The 18,707-nt window shown below is 55.6% G+C and carries 14 protein-coding genes; 7 read left to right on the top strand and 7 right to left on the bottom strand.

The annotated features are described in order from the left end of the window. The first annotated feature begins 112 nt into the window (after positions 1–112). A complete protein-coding gene (locus PSR63_RS23400) occupies positions 113–2,638 on the top strand; it encodes a HEAT repeat domain-containing protein (RefSeq protein WP_274328096.1) in 2,526 nt (841 codons plus the stop codon). A 5-nt stretch (positions 2,639–2,643) separates the two neighbouring features. Here PSR63_RS23400 and PSR63_RS23395 read toward each other — a convergent pair whose 3' ends face one another. Beyond that, entirely contained in the window at positions 2,644–3,141 is a 498-nt protein-coding gene (locus PSR63_RS23395) for a DinB family protein (protein WP_274328095.1), read from the bottom strand. Positions 3,142–3,343: 202 nt separating this feature from the next. Between PSR63_RS23395 and PSR63_RS23390 the strand changes: the two genes are divergently transcribed. From PSR63_RS23390 to PSR63_RS23375, 4 genes are all read left to right on the top strand, one after another. Beyond that, entirely contained in the window at positions 3,344–4,447 is a 1,104-nt protein-coding gene (locus PSR63_RS23390; RefSeq protein ID WP_274328094.1) for a glucose 1-dehydrogenase, read from the top strand. 215 nt (positions 4,448–4,662) lie between these two features. Continuing rightward, entirely contained in the window at positions 4,663–6,846 is a 2,184-nt protein-coding gene (locus PSR63_RS23385) for an FdhF/YdeP family oxidoreductase (protein ID WP_274328093.1), read from the top strand. A 102-nt stretch (positions 6,847–6,948) separates the two neighbouring features. Then, positions 6,949–7,395 carry a MarR family winged helix-turn-helix transcriptional regulator gene (locus PSR63_RS23380; protein WP_274328092.1) on the top strand — a complete coding sequence of 149 codons (447 nt, stop codon included), beginning with the start codon at positions 6,949–6,951 and terminating at the stop codon, positions 7,393–7,395. Positions 7,396–7,416: 21 nt separating this feature from the next. Then, on the top strand, positions 7,417–7,935 hold the full coding sequence (locus PSR63_RS23375; RefSeq protein ID WP_274328091.1) for a DinB family protein: 519 nt from the start codon (positions 7,417–7,419) through the stop codon (positions 7,933–7,935). Here PSR63_RS23375 and PSR63_RS23370 read toward each other — a convergent pair. The 6 genes from PSR63_RS23370 to map form a co-directional block, all read right to left on the bottom strand. After that, the gene (locus PSR63_RS23370) at positions 7,932–8,594 is read right to left on the bottom strand and encodes a metal-dependent transcriptional regulator (protein WP_274328090.1); all 663 of its coding nucleotides are present in this window, start codon (positions 8,592–8,594) and stop codon (positions 7,932–7,934) included. The genes PSR63_RS23375 and PSR63_RS23370 overlap by 4 nt on opposite strands. An 86-nt stretch (positions 8,595–8,680) precedes the next feature. Then, positions 8,681–10,612 carry a sulfate adenylyltransferase subunit CysN gene (cysN, locus tag PSR63_RS23365; RefSeq protein WP_274328089.1) on the bottom strand — a complete coding sequence of 644 codons (1,932 nt, stop codon included), beginning with the start codon at positions 10,610–10,612 and terminating at the stop codon, positions 8,681–8,683. Positions 10,613–10,737: 125 nt separating this feature from the next. Next, a complete protein-coding gene (gene cysD, locus PSR63_RS23360) occupies positions 10,738–11,646 on the bottom strand; it encodes a sulfate adenylyltransferase subunit CysD (protein WP_274328088.1) in 909 nt (302 codons plus the stop codon). Between the two features lie 171 nt (positions 11,647–11,817). Continuing rightward, complete coding sequence (gene rsmG, locus PSR63_RS23355) at positions 11,818–12,483, bottom strand: 16S rRNA (guanine(527)-N(7))-methyltransferase RsmG (RefSeq protein WP_274328087.1); 666 nt, start codon at positions 12,481–12,483, stop codon at positions 11,818–11,820. A 111-nt stretch (positions 12,484–12,594) separates the two neighbouring features. After that, positions 12,595–13,887 (bottom strand): hypothetical protein, encoded by a 1,293-nt coding sequence (locus tag PSR63_RS23350; RefSeq protein ID WP_274328086.1) that lies wholly within the window; start codon positions 13,885–13,887, stop codon positions 12,595–12,597. A gap of 99 nt (positions 13,888–13,986) precedes the next feature. Continuing rightward, on the bottom strand, positions 13,987–14,784 hold the full coding sequence (map, locus tag PSR63_RS23345; RefSeq protein WP_274328085.1) for a type I methionyl aminopeptidase: 798 nt from the start codon (positions 14,782–14,784) through the stop codon (positions 13,987–13,989). A 320-nt stretch (positions 14,785–15,104) separates the two neighbouring features. Here map and leuS point away from each other — a divergent pair, with 320 nt between their 5' ends. Further along, positions 15,105–17,939 carry a leucine--tRNA ligase gene (leuS, locus tag PSR63_RS23340; RefSeq protein WP_274328084.1) on the top strand — a complete coding sequence of 945 codons (2,835 nt, stop codon included), beginning with the start codon at positions 15,105–15,107 and terminating at the stop codon, positions 17,937–17,939. A 173-nt stretch (positions 17,940–18,112) separates the two neighbouring features. Then, positions 18,113–18,661 (top strand): inorganic diphosphatase, encoded by a 549-nt coding sequence (locus tag PSR63_RS23335; RefSeq protein ID WP_144973769.1) that lies wholly within the window; start codon positions 18,113–18,115, stop codon positions 18,659–18,661. Positions 18,662–18,707: the final 46 nt, after the last annotated feature.

Below are 18,707 nucleotides of genomic sequence, written 5' to 3'. Positions count from 1 at the left end.
GGAATTGTTTTCATAAGTGACTCGGCATGTTCCCTTCTCGGGGACACACTCGTAATAATGGTATGTTTCCTGCCGCACTTATCCTGAAATAAGATCTCTTCCCTCATCATCCATGGCATCACGCAAGCAAAAACGCAAGCAATCGTCCGCCACCTCCAAGACCATGCCTCGCTCGGTCCTTCTGGCCGGTGGAAGTTTGATTTTCATTCTATTGGCTGTCTCTTTGGTCACGGCCGACTGGTACTACGCCATGCCGTCAGACACCAAGCTGACCTACGTCGGGCGGAATTCGTGTATCGAATGCCATCAGTCCGAGCACGCCAAGTGGGAAGGCTCGTACCACGACCTGGCCATGGACCTGGCAACCGAAGAAACGGTGCTGGCTGATTTCGATGGCCAAGAGATCGAACATTACGGCATCACGTCGAAAATGTTCCGCCGCGACGGAAAGTACATGATCAATACCGAAGGCCCTGACGGCGAGCTGCAAGACTTCGAGATCAAGTACGTTTTCGGCGTGAGCCCACTTCAGCAATACATGGTCGAGATCGAACCGCCAACGCCTGGCTCCGAAGAAGATTCCATTGGCCGCGTGCAGGTGCTCCGTGTTTCGTGGGATACCGAAAAGAAAGAGTGGTTCTACCTGTCGCCGCCCGACGTGCACGAGAAGCTGGAAGTCGACGATCCGCTGCACTGGACTGGTCGCACTCAGAACTGGAATCATTACTGTGCTGACTGCCATTCGACCAATCTGCAGAAGAACCACGACCTGGCCACCGATACGTTCCACACCACGTTTTCGGAAATTGACGTCAGCTGTGAAACGTGCCATGGTCCCGGCAGTGCCCACGTTAAGCTTGCCAAGTCGACCAGCCTGTTCTGGGATCGCAACCTGGGCTATGGACTGAAGAAGCTGAAGGGGGATACGACCGAAGCTCAGCTCAACCAGGTCGAAACATGCGGAACGTGCCATTCGCGTCGGCAGGTTATCTGCCCCGACTATCAACGCGGCAACAACTATTACGACCAATACAGCAACGAGCTGATTTCCGAGCACACCTACTACTGCGACGGCCAGATCATGGACGAGGACTACGTCTATGGTTCGTTCCTGCAAAGCAAGATGTTCCACAAGGGCATCCGCTGCACCGATTGTCACGACCCGCACTCGACCAAGATCAAGTTTGAAGGGAATCTGCTGTGCACGTCGTGCCATCAGCATCCCGCCGGTAAGTACGATACGCCTGCCCATCACTTCCACAAAACAGGCTCGACAGGTGCTTCCTGTGTCGAATGCCACATGCCCGAGACAACGTACATGGAAGTCGATCCGCGGCGAGATCACAGCATTCGCATTCCACGACCGGATCTTTCGGTCAACCTGGGTACGCCCAACGCTTGCACCAAATGCCATCTCGACAAGGCTGAGCTTCCCACCGAAGAGCATCCCGAAGTCAAAAGGTACGACCAATGGATGGCGCTTGCCCGTGGCGGTGACGAGAAGGTTCGCGAAGCGTTGGCCAAAGTCGACAAGTGGGCCCTCGATGCCGTCGACCAGTGGTACGGCGAGACGTCGAAGATTCCTAAGGGAGAACACTTCGCTTACAAGCTGAAAAAGGCCTGGGACAATCATCCCAATGCCGGCAAAGACCTGATCGAATTGGTTCGCGATACCCAGCAGCCAGGCATCGTTCGGGCCAGTGGCATGATGTACCTAGCCAACTACCTGAACGAGGACGGTGTCCGCACCGCGCTGCGTTATCTTTCCGACGATGATCCCCAAGTGCGGATCGCTGCGATTGAAACACTGCGCGACTTACCGGCGGTCGCCCCTGATGTTCAAGGTCAGGTGCTCGATGCCCTGCTTACTCGCCTTTCCGACGAAGACCGTGCCGTACGTACCGAGGCGGCCTGGTCGCTGGCTAACCAAGATGCCGAAGCCCTTCGCCTGCGTGGCAAAAGCGAGGCTTTCCAGAGGGCCCTCAACGAAGCAATCGTCCAGCTAGAACGTGATAGCGATCAGCCGTCTGCGCACCTTTCTCTGGGTGTGCTGTATGAACGCATGGGCGACGTTGCCAAGGCCGAAAAGGCCTACCGCACCGCCATCCGAATCGGACCGAACTTCACCGGACCGCGTTCCAACCTGATCAGCTTGCTCCAGCAGCGGCAAGACATGGAAGAGCAGCGTATGCGGCAACTGGTCGTTCAAGGCAATCGCCCGGCGGCTGAAGCAATGACGACTGACCTCGCCAAGCGAGCCGTCGAGATTGCCCGCTTCCGCCTGGAAGAACTCGACAACTTGAAGCGTGACGTCAGCCAACAGCCAAACTTTGCGCCACTGCAGTATCAGTTCGGATCGGCCCTTTACCTGGCCGCTCGCAATACAACCCCAGATAGCGCAGCGCCGTTCTATGACGAGGCCTTCGAGGCCTACAAGAAGGCGAAAGAACTGGAACCCAACAGCGTGCAGTACGCCTACATGTACACCTTGATCGCGCAATACCTCGAGCGATGGGACGACGCCGATCAAGCTATTGCCGATTTGCTGGAGATCGACCCCAACAATCCTGACTTCCGAGGCCTAAAGCAGCAGATTGACGCACGCTACTCACCGCGTCAGGCACAGCAACGGCAGTAGACATACTACGCTGCGCTGACCCGTCGCTGCACAATCTCCAGGTGATGCCTCATATGCCCCACGCAGCAGCGGCCCAGATTGCGGACCGTCCAGGAAAAGCCGCTGGCGGTGCCTTCTCGCTCGAACGCATCCGATGGCAACGTGTGAAACAACTCAACGGTTGTCTGGCGTACCCAATTCAGTTCCTGGACCAGTTCTTCATACGACCGCTCGTTGAAATTGGCCGTCAGCATGTACGCGTCCTGATCGAAACCAGGCAGCGGTGTCGTGTCGCCACGTGCAAAGCGAAGGGCGCGATACGCGAAAACACGTTCCGTATCGCTTAAATGTCCCACGACTTCTTTGATGGTCCACTGATACGGGGGATGGACGATACTGGCTTGCTCTTCGGTAGCGAGCTGGAATTTGGGGAATTCTTGCTCGTGTTGAATCTGCAAAGCGATCGCGCAGTTCTCTTCCGGAGCCAAGTCCAAATAACGCTGAAACGGTGCAGGTTCCGTCATAATTCCCCCGAGAAGTAGAAGATATTTTAATTCCGGCCGTCACCAAGCAGGACAATTTTCCAACGTACAAAGTTCATTAACGGAATTGAACTTCATGCGGTCGCCCCGATTCCTCTAAGGTGGGCATTATGGTAAATTACGCTGCTTTAATGCGTAAACCCGTCCAAACACTCACCCTACTATCCTGAAGAGTCGGCTCCTTATGAAGGCGATTGCGGTTAAACCCGGGACCCCCAACAGCGTTCATCTTCGTGATATTCCTGAACCCTCCCTCGATAAGTTCCCCAACGGCAAGGGCGTGCTGGTCAAGGTGCTTAAAGTTGGGGTTGATGCGACCGACAAAGAAATCAACGAAGCCCTTTACGGAAACGCGCCTCCAGGGGACGACTTCATGGTGATCGGTCACGAGTCATTCGGCATCGTCGAAGCCGTCGGCCCGAACGTGACGCGGTTCAAGCCAGGTGACTATGTGACCGCCACGGTTCGTCGTCCCGGTGGTTCGATCTACGACAAGATCGGCACCTACGACATGACCAGCGAGGAAACCTACTACGAGCGCGGTATCAACCTGCTGCACGGTTACCTCACTGAGAAGTTCGTCGACGAAGAAGACTACATTATTCGCGTCCCGCAAGGTTTGACTCACCTGCACGTCTTGATGGAGCCCATGAGCTGTGCTGCTAAGGCCGTGCATCAGGCTTATGAAGTGCAGCGTCGTATGAAGGTCTGGAGCCCTAAGGTTGCCTGGGTGATGGGTGCCGGCCAGATTGGCTTGCTCACCACGCTTTGCCTACGCCTTCGTAGTCTGCAGGTCAGCACGATTGCCCGCTCCCCTGGCCCGCATCTCAAGCAAGAGATCACCGAGGGAATGGAAGCGAACTACGTCAGCACCAAGAACACCGACCTGGACGAATTGGTCAAGAAGACTGGTCGCCCGGACATCATCGTCGACGCCACCGGTAGCAGCATCATCGCTTTCGAGAGCATGAAGTACCTGGGGCTTAACGGCGTGCTGGTCTTCACCAGTGTGACCGGCGACAGCGACAAGCACGAGCTGCCGACCTCGAAGATTAACCTGGAATGGGTTTTGGGTAACAAGCTGCTCTTGGGTAGTGTGAACGCCAACCGCGACCACTTCGAGATGGGTATCAAGGACCTGGCCCTGGGCGAAATGATGTACCCTGGCGTCACGGAAAAGATCCTGACCAACCCGGTCGACGGCTTGGACAACTACGCTGAAATGATGCGACTGCTGGTCGAGGACAGCTCGGCGCTCAAGGTTTACGTGAACGTCGCTTCCGAATAACCATTGATTGAACAATTGGAAGAGGGCCCGCTATGGGGTCTGGGATATCAGCGAGCAACGTCTTGGCGTGCTCGCTTGCATCTCGGACAATCATGCGGGCCTGAGATTTGCGCTTCCACATTTCGCATCTCGCCCGATCTGCTAGAATGACGGTTCTCAGGAGAACGTCGAAAGAACTGCCCTCTTCAACTCTTACTCATTCAGGATGACCCGATATGAAAAAGCCAACCAGTGGCGGCGGCTGGCAAGCGATCCGGTACACCTTTCAGAAAGCTCGCGAGTCGGGCGGGTACTGGAAGTTCTGGAAAGCCATGCGGAGTAAGAATGCGTGCAAGACCTGCGCACTGGGCATGGGCGGCCAAAAGGGAGGCATGGTCAACGAGGAAGGCTCGTTCCCGGAAGTCTGTAAGAAGTCGATGCAGGCCATGGCCGCCGACATGCAGGGTGCCATTCCGGAAGACTTCTGGAAGACCTACAGCATCGCTCAACTCAAGAAGTTCACTCCTTACCAGATGGAGCATGCGGGCCGCCTTACGCAGCCGATGCTATGGGAGGAAGGCACCCAGAACTATCGCCCTATCTCATGGGAAGATGCCCTGGGTAGGGTCGTGAACAAACTGAAGTCGCTGGCCGCCGACGAAACCTTTTGGTACTTCAGTGGCCGCAGCAGCATGGAAGCAGGATTTCTGCTGCAGCTTTTCGCGCGTCTATATGGCACCAATAACGTCAATAACTGCAGCTACTACTGCCACCAGGCCAGCGGTGTCGGACTGGCCAATACCGTCGGTAGTGGCACCGCCACGATCGTGCTTGATGACGTGGAGCACGCCGACCTTGTGTTTCTGATCGGTGGTAACCCGGCCAGCAATCACCCGCGGCTCATGTCGACACTCAAACAAGTTCGTCGGCGTGGTGGCGAGGTGATCGTCATCAATCCCGTCATTGAAACAGGCTTGGTCAACTTCCGCGTGCCGAGCGATCCAATCAGCCTGTTGTTTGGCACCAAGATCGCGACACTCTACGTTCAACCCGACATCGGTGGAGACCTCGCCCTGCTCTACGGCATCGCCAAGCGCGTGCTGGAATTGGGGGGACAAGACCAAGAGTTCCTCGACAACCACTGCGAGAATACGGCCGAGTGGATCGAGTTTTTGAAGAACCTCCCGTGGGAAGAAATCGAAGCGAAGTCCGGCGTCGGCAAGCTGAAGATCGAGGACATCGCCCAGCGCTACATCAAAGCGAAACGTGTCATCTTCAGCTGGACGATGGGCATCACCCATCATGCCCACGGCGTGAACAATGTTCAGGCCATTGCCGGGCTGGCCGCCGTGCGTGGCATGGTCGGCAAGCCTGGTTGCGGCTTGATGCCAATCCGCGGGCACTCCAACGTGCAAGGGATTGGTTCAGTCGGTGTTACGCCGACGCTGAAACAAGCCATCTTCGATGGGCTCGAAAAGGAATACGGCGTTCAGCTTCCCACTACGCCGGGCCTTGATACGCTGGGCTGCATGGAAGATGCCCACTCGGGCAAGCTGAAAATGGGCTTCTGCCTGGGTGGCAATCTCTACGGCAGTAACCCCGACCTGGCCTTCGCGGCAGAGTCGATCCAAAGCCTCGATACGATGGTCTACTTGAGCACGACGCTGAACACCGGACACGCGCATGGCCTGGCCAAGGAGACGATCATCCTGCCGGTGTTGGCTCGCGATGAAGAGCCTTACCAGTCGACCCAGGAATCGATGTTCAATTACGTCCGCATGTCGGACGGCGGACCACGCCGACTGGACGGCCCACGGGGTGAAGTCGACGTGATTGCTTCGATTGGGGAAGGAGTTCTTGAGGATCGTACTCCCATCGATTGGAAATCGATGCAAGACACGAACAAGATTCGTGCTGCCCTGGCGAAGGTGGTGCCTGGCTTTGAAAAGATCGCCCATATCGACAAAACCAAAGAAGAATTTCAAATCGACGGGCGAACCTTCCACACGCCCAAATTTCCTACGCCCAGCGGGCGACTGATCTTGCATCACGATGAGATCCCTGAGCTAAAAGGGACCGGAAAAAACGAACTTCGGTTGATGACGGTGCGTAGTGAGGGGCAATTCAATACTGTGGTGTATGAAGAATACGACATCTATCGCGGCATCGACCGACGGGATGTCATCGTGCTTCACCCTGATGACTGCAAGCGTCTGGGCGTTGCCGCAGGCCAGAAAGTGATTATCAAGTCGAATATCGGTCAGATCGACAATTTCGTCGTTCACGAGTTTACCGACATCAAACCAGGAAACGCCTTGATGTATTACCCGGAAGCCAATACCCTCGTTTCCCGAACGGCCGATCCCAAATCGAAAACGCCTGCGTTCAAGGGAGTCGTGGTGACCGTTCGCCCCGCTTAGGCTCCCGCCGATTGAATCCCTCCCCATTGAATTGCTTTTGCCCCGCATGCGCCCATCGCTAGAATTGATGTGCGAGGCAACCTCTTTTTAAATACCCTCCGAATGAATTGGAAAAAAGACGACCTGCTCTGCTTTCATCTCGGCGTAGCGATGCGAAAGATTTCGCGAATTTACGCCGACGGTTTGGCAGCGTACGAAGTTACCCCAGCCCAACTGTTTATGCTTTCTTGTCTTGAGTGCCAAAACGGACAAAAGCCAAGTGAACTGGCGGAAGAGGTCCACTTGGATGCCAGTAGCATGACAGGCCTTTTGGATCGTACGGAAAAGGCGCAGCTGATTCGCCGCATGCGAGATCCAGCTGACCGGCGCGCGTTGCGGATTTACCTGACGCCGCAAGGCCAAGAGACGCTGCAGCGACTCAAGCCGGTCATTACCCAGCTACAGGAAAAGGTTCACGAGGACTTCTTTGGCGGTTACAGCGAAGAGCAAGTTTCGTGCTTCTTGGAGATACTCCGCAATGCGGGCTCTTCCCTTGATCGACCTAGCTAGTCCCATCCCAGGAGAGACACCATGTCCATGATCGAGCGTCTACAACATCAACTTGAGTCGGCCCGCGGCTTCACGACAAGAATCCTGGGAGACTTCCAAAAGCCGGAGGATTGGGTGGCGCAGGTCTGCAATCAGAGCAACCATGCCCTGTGGTTTATTGGTCACATGGCCACGACCGACAACTTTTTCATTTCGCTATTAGCCCCAGAGAAAGCGGAGACAAAAGAGAATTATCAAGAGATGTTCGGTTTGGGCTCGACCCCATCCCCCAAGCTGGAAGATTACCCGCCGATCGAAGAAGTCCGAGGGTACATGGACGAGCGACGCCAGGTACTTCTCAAGATACTGGGATCACTGAGCGACGATGACCTGGCGACGAAAACACCGGACGGTACGCCTGACTTCCTGGCAGACTACGGGCAAGTGTTCGAGACCGCCATCTGGCACGAAGGCCTGCACAGTGGGCAGCTCACCATGGTCCGTCGCTCGCTAGGCCATCAGCCGGCAATGACTCCGCCGCCGAGCACACCAGGGGTTTAACTGACGGCGGCGACCATCAGCTTTTCGGCCGCTTCCAATCCCAGCGCCGTGGTGCGGCCCTCGATTTCGATGGTGACGATGCCCGCTTCCACTCGGCTGCTGATCAGCTTCGCTTCGCAGCCTGGCTGGAGCGACTCTTCGCTGAGGTAACGCAGGAAGTCCGAGCTTTGGTCCATCACGCGTACCAGGCGAAACGGCTTGCCAGGCTCCCACTGGGTGAGCTTGACGCCTTGTTCGGTGCGAATCTTTCCGTCGGCCGTCGGAATGGGATCGCCATGCGGGTCGGACGAAGGATACCCCAGAAACTGATCGATCCGATCGACCAGGAAATCGCTGACGGCATGCTCCATGTTCTCAGCCTCTTCGTGGACTTCGTCCCACGCCAGGTCGAGGGTGTGCACCAGAAACAGCTCGATCAATCGGTGGCGACGCAGCACACGCAACGCCAGCTTGCGGCCACTCTCGGTCAGACGAACCCCTTCGTACTTGGTGTACGAGGCCAGACCGGTCTCGCTGAGGGTCTTCAGCATGCTAGTGACCGTCCCCGGCGAGACTTCCAGGGCAATCGCGATTTCACCGGTCGAGGCCGCCTTTTCCGGTGCCTGAAGCGCAATCTGATAGATCGCTTTTACGTAGTTCTCAATCGTCAAACTGGGCATGGGGGTCGGCTCCGGAGAATTCAAGGCACCGGAATTTTAGACGGTTCGCCCCAAGGCGACAATCTGAGGCACCACGCACCGCGACCTTAATCGATCATGCCGCGGGTTTGCAGCATCTCGTAAATCTTGTCGACGCACTCGTCCACGCTTAGCTCGTGCGTGGGGAGAACCAGGTCGGCATTTTCAGGAGCTTCATACTCGTAGCTGACGCCTGGGAAGTTGGCGATCTCGCCACTGTCCGCTTTGGCGTACATGCCCGAGTCTTCTCGTTCGCGGCAAACTTCGATCGGAGCCGAGAGATAGACCGTCAGGAAACGATCGGAACCAACCACTTCGCTGGCTCGCTGGCGAACTTCGGCATTGGGCGCCAGGAAGGCCGCAATACAAAGCATGCCAGAGTCGTTAAGCATCCGGGCAATCTCGCTACCGCGACGCAGATTTTCGCTACGCTGCTCGGCGGTGTAGCCCAGATCCTTGCTGATACCGCGACGGAGGTTCTGGCCATCGAGAACGACGCTCGTCTTCCCTTCGTCGAACAGTCGACGTTCCAAAGCATAGGCAATCGTGGTTTTGCCGGCACCAGTCAAACCGGTGAGCAGCAAGGTCGCTGGCTTCTGACCAAAGCGAGCTGCTCGTTCGTCGGCGGAAACGTTCCCCTTGGTGCTCTGCAGGGTCTCGTCCCCTTCCACGTCCCACAGTTCGTCCGTATCGGTGGCATCGCGATCGATGATCATCCCGGCACCCACGGTGCGGTTGCTCATATAGTCGATCAGAATGAACGCACCGGTCGTCTTGTTCTTTGCGTACGGGTCGTACGAGACCGGTTGATTCAGCTTGATACTGCACCGACCGATTTCGTTGAGCTTCAGGGCCGGCGTGTCTTCGCGATGAAGCGTATTCACGTCGACGTTGTAACGAACCCGCGAGACGGTACCGGTCATCATCTTCGTCGTGTGTTTAACGAAGTACTGCTTACCCGGCACCAGCGGCTCGTCCGCCATCCAAACCACCATCGCGTCGAACTTGTCGTCGACTTTCGGGCGGTTGCCAGGACGCACGATGATGTCACCGCGGCTACAGTCGATTTCATCCTCGAAGGTCAAGGTGACCGACATCGGCGGATAGGCTTCTTCGACATCGCCATCCATTGTGACAATGCGTTTCACCTTGCTCGTCTTCTTCGACGGCAGGACCATGACCTCTTCGCCTGGGCGAATCGTACCGGACGCGACCGTCCCGCAGAAACCACGGAAGTTGAGGTCAGGTCGGTTGACCAACTGCACTGGAAAGCGGAAGTCTTGCAGGTTGCGGTCGGAACCGATGTACAGGTTCTCGAGCATGTGCATCAGCGTGGCGCCTTCGTACCACGGCATCTTCTCGCTCTTCTCAACCAGGTTGTCCCCCTTGAGGGCCGAGAGCGGAATGAAGTGGACATCGTCGGCCGACATCTTAGCAGCGAAGTCGATGTAATCTTGCTTGATCTTCTCGAACACTTCCTGGCTGTAATCGACCAGGTCCATCTTGTTGATCGCCACCACGATATGGCGAATACCCAGCAGCGAAGTGATGAAGCTATGCCGCTTGGTTTGAGTCAGCACGCCTTGGCGAGCATCGATCAGAATGATGGCCAGGTCGGCGGTTGAAGCACCGGTGGCCATGTTGCGGGTATATTGCTCGTGACCTGGCGTATCGGCAACGATGAACTTTCGTTTAGCGGTCGAGAAGTAACGATAGGCCACGTCGATCGTGATCCCCTGCTCGCGTTCTTCTTTCAAACCGTCGGTCAAAAGTGCCGGGTCGATCTCGCCACCGACCGTACCATGCGTGGCCGATTCCTTTTCGATGGCCGCCAACTGATCTTCGTAAGCCGCTTTCGATTCGATAAGCAGCTTGCCCAGCAGCGTACTCTTCCCGTCGTCGACACTACCGCATGTCAAAAATCGCAGCAGTTCCTTCTTCTCGTGCTGAGCGAGATAAGCATTAATGTCGGTCGCGATCAGGTCAGATTTGTGAGACATAAGTCTAGTTTTCAGTTATCAGTGTTCAGTTTTCAGTAGGATTCATGGTTCAGCTTTCGCTGCGATTCAGTCTTCTTCTCTTTGCTGAAAACTGAAAACTGAAAACTGAACACTCGCCTCGAGCGTTAGAAGTAACCCTCTTCCTTCTTCTTCTGCATCGAGGCGCCCTGATCCTTGTCGATCGCGCGGCCTTGGCGTTCGGAGGTGGTCGTCAGAAGCATTTCCTGAATGATTTCGGGAAGCGTATCGGCTTCCGATTCCACCGCACCAGTCAGCGGATAGCAGCCAAGCGTACGGAAGCGAACCATCTTCTCTTCCACCTTCTCGCCGGGCTGAAGGTTGATGCGGTCGTCGTCGACCATGATCCACATATCGTTTCGCCATACGACGGGGCGCTTGGCCGAGTAATACAACGGCACGATCGGAATCTTTTCCAGGTGGATGTATTGCCAGACGTCGAGTTCCGTCCAGTTGGAAAGGGGGAACACGCGAATGCTTTCCCCTTTGTTCACCTTGGTGTTGTACAGGTTCCACAGTTCGGGACGCTGATTCTTCGGATCCCAGCGGTGGTTCTTATCACGGAACGAGAAGACACGTTCTTTGGCTCGCGACTTCTCTTCGTCGCGACGGGCGCCACCAAACGCGGCGTCGAACTTGTACTTGTCGAGTGCCTGCTTCAGCGAGACCGTCTTCATCAAGTCGGTATGGCGGACACTGTCCTCGAACGGATCGATTCCGACCTTTTTGCCTTCTTCGTTGATATGCACGATCAAATCGAGCCCCAGTTCGTTGCGAGCATAATCTTCGCGGAACTGAATCATTTCCTTGAACTTCCACGTCGTGTCGACATGCATCAAAGGAAACGGGGGCTTGGCCGGATAGAAGGCCTTCAGGGCCAGTTGAACCATGACGGAAGAGTCTTTTCCGACGGAATACAACATCACCGGGTTCTCAAACTCAGCCGCGACCTCGCGGATGATGTGGATGCTTTCTGCTTCCAGTTGTTTGAGATGCGTAATCTGATAACTGGACATCAATCAATCGCTGTGGGTTGAAGTTAGGTAGCTTGGCCATTTTGCATCGGGCCAACTACCGCTGGGGTCGGTCTCTCTCTACTGCCTGGGTAAGCCAGGAGAGAATCGTCTGATTATACGGGTCGTAACTAATATCAACAACGACACTAATCGGCCGTAAGTTGAACTGGCTTAAGGCTCTTTGCGACCTTTCGGCCAAACTTTTACGATCACGCTTGGGTGATCATTGCCGGGCGTCTCGTATTCGTGGGCGTTGCGGATCTCAACCCCCTTAGTCACGCCATGATGACGGGCTTCTTTCACTTCTTCGAGCCAGCGGCCACCTTTGATCGTCAGCAGCCGGCCAGCAGCTAGCCAATGCCCATCGAGCCACGTCAGCAGCTTCTTCATCGGCGCAACCGCACGGCATACGACCGCATCGAAGCTGAGGTCTTCGAGGATCTCTTCCGCTCGATTGTGGTAAACGGGAACCTCGAGATCGAGCTGCTCAACGATGGCCTGCATCGCGTGCGCTTTCTTGCCCACCGAATCACACAGTGTGACACGAACGTCTGGCCGCAGGATCGCGATCACGATGCCCGGAACGCCCCCGCCACTGCCCATGTCGAGGATCTCTTCGTTGGGCTTCAATTGGCCGGCCAATGCTAAGCTGTCGATCAAATCGCGGGCAACGAACTTGTCGTAGTCGGTATGCCGAGTCAGATTCAGCGACTTGTTGATCTCCCACAGCACATCGACGTACCGCTGAAGTTGATCGCGGATTTCCGCAGGCAGAGGAGCCCCATACTTTTGCAGGGCATCTTCAAGAGTGGCGCTGGGGGAACCGTCTTCGCTCATACTGGCTTTCAGTGAGAATTCGTCAAACAGACAGGCCGGAACCAAATCGCCTGTCAATTCCCACTATTTGACCATGATTCGCCCATTTGGGCCATGACACTCACCGCAAAGCTACTTCTTTTCGTGCCGTGATAGCACCACAATCCGGTGCGCGGTCAGATGCTGCTTGGTGTATTGATCCAGCGGAGAAATTTGTCCGTAAATGCCGACCTGCATCCGGGCATATCGCCGCAAGTTCAGCCCCGGCGAGGGACTGACGAATTGCAAGACATTCCCCTGAGAGTCGGTCAAGGCGAACGGAGGCGTGTATTGATTGGGATTTCGGGTCGAAGAGGCCCGCGTGATGACCGGCATCAGCCACCCTTTGCCGTCGTAACGTGGGTCGAAGCCATCCTTTTTGAACGAAGCGGCCGGATCGTTTGACGGCTCGACTTCTCCGAGTTCTTCGTCACTAGCCAGTGGGGTTTTCAGCGGAATCGATGAATTGGTCATCGCCTCCTTTGCAGCCAGCTTGCGTTCGTAAAGATCGTTGAATTGGTCGATCTTCTCCAGTAGCAACCGGGCCTTACCCCGCTCCAGCGGCGTTTCCCCTTCGACGATCAGTCGCTTGGCCTGATCTTTCAGAGGTTTGAATTTCCAGTCTTCGACCGGCTTGAGGCATTCGCGACTGACGTGCAGTTCGAGTTCGATCAGGTTCAAACTGGTGCCGGGACCGATCTCGTCCAGCGGTTGCAGTTCTCCGGTAAACGTGGCGCCGGGTTTGTCGGTCTCTTCATCGAAAGACACCGGCCGAACCGCACTCAGCTTCTGCTCAGTCTCTTTCCAGAACTTGTCATCCTGAATCGATTCGGCCATGGCCGCGGAATCGACCGTGGGCCCTTGCGTGCGAGGCTGAATGCCGATGGGTTCAACAAAGTGCTTGTTGATCCAGCGAAACTCACCGGCGGGTGGAGCGATGCGATAGAACGCTTCCTTTTTGCCAGTTTCTGGATCGCGTAGCTCGACAATTCCCAGCACTTCCAGGGGTTCGTCTTGGTCTAACTTAACATGGGTGATGTGGTGCTGGTCGCTAATTTGGCTCCCGACGAACGCCGGTGCTTCGGCTGTCCGAACGTAGGCAATCTGACGATCGTCGCCGTAGGAAAGATCGGCGGCCCGGACCAGGCTGAACTCGTCCTCGGTCGGGCGAATGGCCAGCCAACCGCCGACATCTTCGCGGTAGACATCCACGACCGAATTCTTTTCCAGATAGGCCGTTGGATAGTAGTTCTGCCCCGGTCCGCTACGGGTAAAAACCTGTGCCGTGGTCACGCGTCCTTTGTACGGCTCACTCGCCAGAGCAGTAACCGCACATGGCAAAGTAGCAGCCAGCATTAGCAAGCAAACGGGTCGAAAACAGAACATAGCCGGATCCCTCAGGCAAAAACTTGAGTCATTGCCCGAGGAAATACCAAAAACGCCCGATCGCTGGCAAGATTGATTTCAGTGCTATCGCGCCGCGATTTAGAACTTATGTCCCTTCTGAGGACCATCTTTCGTCATCGAAAGGATCTCAGGACCGTTCTCGGTCATCAAGATCGTATGCTCGAACTGAGCACTCAGGCTACGGTCGCGAGTACGGACCGTCCAGCCATCGGACGGATCGAGTTGCGTAGCTGCTCCGCCAATGTTGATCATCGGCTCGATCGTGAAGCAGACGCCTGGCAACAGGCGAACCGAATGAGCGGCACGTGTTGGGACGTGAGGAATCGAAGGATCTTGATGGAATCGACGGCCGAGGCCGTGCCCGACGAACTCTTCGACGACACCAAAGTTGTACTTCTTGGCTTCCTCGACAATAACGCGACCGATTTCCGAAACGCGGCATTCGGGATAGATCGCATCGATAGCCAGATACAGGCAATCGAACGCACACTGCGTGACCTGCTTCGCTTCAGGAGTTACTTCCCCAATCAGAAACGTTTCCGACTGATCGCCATGCCACCCGTCGACAATCGAAGTCAGGTCGACATTGACGATGTCCCCTTCTTTCAGCTCGTATTTGTCGGGAATCCCATGACAAATGACTTCGTTGATGCTGGTGCAGCAGCTCTTGGGGAAGCCTTGGTAATTCAAACAAGCAGGCGTGTGGCCATGATCGAGGGTGTACTCGTGCACCATCCGATCGATTGCCTCGGTCGTAATGCCCGCTTTGACGTGAGGGCGTACAAAGTCCATTAGTTGCGCGTTGAACTGGCAGGCAACTCGCATCGCGTCCCGTTCGGAATCAACTAGCTGAAGATGACGTCGTCCGTGAAGCATAAGGATTCAGGGGTTCGTGTTGGGGGAAGGTTGTTCGGCAAACCAGCAGTCTACCAGGGTAATCGACTCTGCAACATGCAATTCTCTCGAAATCCTTGCACAGATTTTATCCACCAGGTGGATTTAGCGCGAACGTTCCGGAGAACCAACGGGGTCCTTCAATTGTCAGTTTTCGAGAGGACCATTAGAATCGTTACCTTCGCGAGACTGCGGGAAAGCCCTATGTGATAACATTTTGCGGCGATCCCTGCCCATCGACCCAACTTGCAAGTAGACCAAGCTGCGGCAAGACCGCATATTTGACGACTGGATTATCACCCATGCCTCGCTACAACCCGGCCCAGATCGAACCCAAATGGCAGAAATACTGGGACGAGAATCAAACTTTCCGCACCCCTGACCTCCCCAAAAGCGAGAAGCTTTATGTCTTGGATATGTTTCCCTATCCAAGTGGTGCAGGTTTGCATGTGGGGCATCCGGAAGGTTACACGGCAACCGATATCGTCTGCCGCTTTGCCCGCATGCAGGGCAAAAGCGTCTTGCACCCGATGGGCTTCGACTCGTTTGGCCTTCCGGCAGAAGAATATGCCATTAAGCACAATGTCCATCCTCGCGAGACGACCGAGAAGAACATCGGTGAGTTCGTCCGCCAGTTGAAGATGCTTGGCTTCAGCTACGACTGGCAGCGGCAGGTCGCCACAACTGATGTCGACTACTTCCGCTGGACGCAGTGGATTTTCCTCGTACTTTTCGACACATGGTACGACCACGACGCCGGCAAAGGCCGCCCCATCGCCGAGCTTCCGATTCCTGACGATGTGAAAGCCGAAGGAGCCGAAGCCGTTCGCGATTACCAGGACGAGCATCGCTTGGCCTACGTCAACGAGGCTCCGGTCAATTGGTGCCCCGCGCTTGGCACCGTGCTTGCGAACGAAGAAGTGATCGACGGCAAGAGCGAACGTGGCGGCCACCCGGTTCAACGTTTGCCGCTTCGCCAATGGATGCTCCGCATTACGGCCTACGCCGAGCGGCTCGAAAGCGATCTCGAATCGCTCGACTGGTCCGACAGCATCAAGCAGCTTCAGCGTAACTGGATTGGCCGTAGCATCGGGGCGGAAGTCGATTTCTTCCTTGGTACCGCCGAAGAGTACACCCCCTGGGAGATTGAGCGAAAGAAGCTTGGCTATCCTCGCAAGCCTGGCACCGATGTCCTTCGCGTGTACACAACGCGGCCTGACACGCTCTTTGGGGCGACCTACATGGTCATCGCGCCCGAGCACCCGCTTGTCGATCAGTTGACCACCGCCGAGCAATCCGACGCCGTCCAGAAGTACTGTCAGGCAGCCGCGTTCAAGTCTGACTTGGAACGCACGGAGCTTGCCAAAGATAAGACCGGCGTGTTTTCTGGCTCGTATGCCATTAACCCAGTTACCGGCCAGCCTGTGCCGATTTGGATCGCGGACTATGTGCTCGCCAGCTACGGCACTGGGGCCATCATGGCCGTTCCGGCACACGACGATCGCGACTTCGAGTTCGCGCAAAAGTTCGACATCCCGGTGATTGCCGTGGTCGATCCCGGCGACAAGTCTGACATCGATCGCGACGCGGTCCTTGCCGGGAAGGCCTGTGCGACTTTCGATGGCGTGGCGATCAACTCCGGCAAATACAACGGCATGAAGACCGCCGAGGTCAAAGCGCAGATCGCTTTAGATCTCGAACAAAACGGTCTCGGCCGCGAAGCGACCAACTTCAAACTCCGCGACTGGCTCTTCAGCCGTCAGCGTTTCTGGGGCGAGCCCTTCCCGATTCTCAAAGAACTTGACGAAAACGGCGAGCCCAACGGCAAGATCCGAGCCGTGCCGGTCGACCAGCTTCCGGTCGACTTGCCACAGATCGAAGATTACAAACCGATTGGGCGACCAGAACCGCCACTCGAGAAAGCGGATGACTCCTGGCTTTACCCGGTGATTGACGGCGTGAAGTATAAGCGGGAAACGAACACCATGCCGCAGTGGGCCGGCTCGTGCTGGTACTACCTTCGCTTCATCGATCCGAAGAACAACGCGGTCTTCGTTGATCCTGAAAAAGAAAAGGCCTGGATGCCGATCGATCTCTACATTGGTGGTGCCGAACACGCCGTGCTTCACCTCTTGTATGCCCGCTTCTGGCACAAGGTGCTTTACGACCGCGGTTACGTCTCGACACCCGAACCATTCCAGAAGCTCGTCAACCAAGGGATGATCTTGGGCGAGATCGAGTACATGGGCTTCCAGCTTGAGGATGGCAGTTGGGTCGGCAGCAACCTCGTGAAGAAGCAGGAAGACGGATCACTTGTTGACGACAAGGGCAACCCGGTCAACTCCGTCGCATTGGCTGAAGCAGACGTCCTCAAGAAGGGCGACGGATTTGTCCTGGCCGCGGATAACAACATTCGGATCGATTCGCGGGCTCACAAGATGTCCAAGAGCCGCGGTAACGTGGTTAACCCGGATGACGTCGTCCGCGATTTCGGTGCCGATAGTCTTCGTCTTTACGAAATGTTCATGGGACCACTCGAAGCTACCAAGCCTTGGGCGATGGATGGTGTGAAGGGGGTTCGTGGCTTCCTCGATCGAGCGTGGCGAATGCTCATCGACCACAACGCGGAAGAGGTTGTTCTCAACGCAGCCATTCAAGACGTCGAGCCAACCGAAGAGCAGAACAAGATGCTCCATCGCACGCTCAAGAGCGTAACGAATGACCTTTCCAATATCAGTTTCAACACGGCCATTGCCCGCTTGATGGAGTTCACCAACTTCTTCACCAAGGAATCGACACGGCCGAAAAAGGCCATGGAATGGTTTGCGTTGATGCTTTCTCCCTTGGCACCTCACTTAGCCGAAGAATTTTGGCAATTGTTGGGCCACAGTGACACTTTGGCCTACGAGCCATGGCCACAGTTTGTCGAGTCGTACACCAAGGACAACGAGATCGAAGTCCCCGTGCAAATTATGGGGAAAGTTCGCGGCCGTATTACGGTTCCAGCCGACATTAAGAAGGACGATCTTGAAGCTCTCGCAAAGTCGGATGCTCGCGTCCAAGAGCTTCTGGAAGGAAAACAAATCGTGAAAACGATTGTCGTTCCGGGTCGTCTTGTAAATTTCGTCGTGAAATGAACTTAGCTTCCTTCCCCTGCGGTTGACGCGGCGCAAGTTACGACGGATGCTTACAAGCAATGATTCGCTTCCGTTAAACTATGGTTAACAGCGGAAGCCGGACCGAATATGGCAATTTGGCAAAGCTATTGGAGTCAGGAAAAAGACCTGATTCTTGAGGAAGATTCGCATCTATGACGCACGCTTGGCACGACGTGACCCCCGGTGAAGACATCCCTAGGGAATTCTGTGCGGTCATCGAGATCCCGACCGGATCCAGCATCAAGTACGAACTGGACAAGGATACGGGTCTGTTGCGGATGGACCGCATGCTTTATTCAGCCGTTCACTATCCAGCGAACTACGGCTTCGTCCCGCAAACACTTGCCGAAGACGACGATCCGCTCGACGTGCTGGTCCTGTGCCAGGAACCGGTCGCTCCGCTGACGTTGATCACCGCACGAGCGGTGGGTTTGATGACGATGGTTGATAGCGGCAAGCTCGATCATAAGATTATCGCCGTCGCGGTGACCGATCCGGAATATTCTTCCTACAATGAAGCGATTGATCTGCCTAATCATCGCCGGAACATGTTGCGGCGCTTCTTCCAAGATTACAAGATGTTGGAAGGGAAATCGGTTGAGGTCGACGAGATTCTTCCATCGGAATTAGCTCTACCGATCATCAACGAAGCACTGGAACGCTATAGCGAACAGCGTCGACGCGGATTTTATCGGAAGTAAGCGTCGTATCCGTTGCGGCGCGATAATTGCATAAAGTTACGCGAAT

The sequence above is a fragment of the Bremerella sp. P1 genome (genome assembly GCF_028748185.1).
GTDB lineage: Bacteria > Planctomycetota > Planctomycetia > Pirellulales > Pirellulaceae > Bremerella.
This window is presented reverse-complemented; position numbering and strand designations above follow the sequence as displayed.